This window comes from Sphingomonas sp. 10B4, from assembly GCF_035019905.1.
Classification (GTDB): Bacteria; Pseudomonadota; Alphaproteobacteria; order Sphingomonadales; family Sphingomonadaceae; genus Sphingomonas; species Sphingomonas glacialis.
In genome coordinates this window covers 1-242 of the sequence record NZ_JASJVC010000526.1, presented here as the reverse complement: position 1 = coordinate 242, position 242 = coordinate 1, and the positions used below count along the sequence as shown (strand labels likewise).

Sequence of the window (242 nt, the reverse complement as noted above, 5' to 3'; positions counted from 1 at the left end):
CACCGAACTCGAAATCGAGCAACATCGTCAGATTCAGGCCGCCGCCAAAGCAGTGCTGAGCCAATTAGCCAGTCTGATCACGGCCGAAGACAGTGAAAAAAGCATCGCCGACAAAGCCCATCGTTTGCTGCAAGATCAAGGCTACCCCGATACGTGGTACTACGCCTGCCCAGCTCTGGTATTGCTCGGCTCGCGCAGTTGCGTATCGATTTCGGGCCGCGACTATCAACCGCGCGAAGAAC

The 242-nt window shown here is 56.2% G+C and carries 1 protein-coding gene; it reads left to right on the top strand.

Going from position 1 to position 242, the window contains the following annotated elements:
* Positions 1-242 (top strand): hypothetical protein (locus QN347_RS20745; RefSeq protein ID WP_323494537.1); only part of this gene is annotated, 242 nt, incomplete at both ends.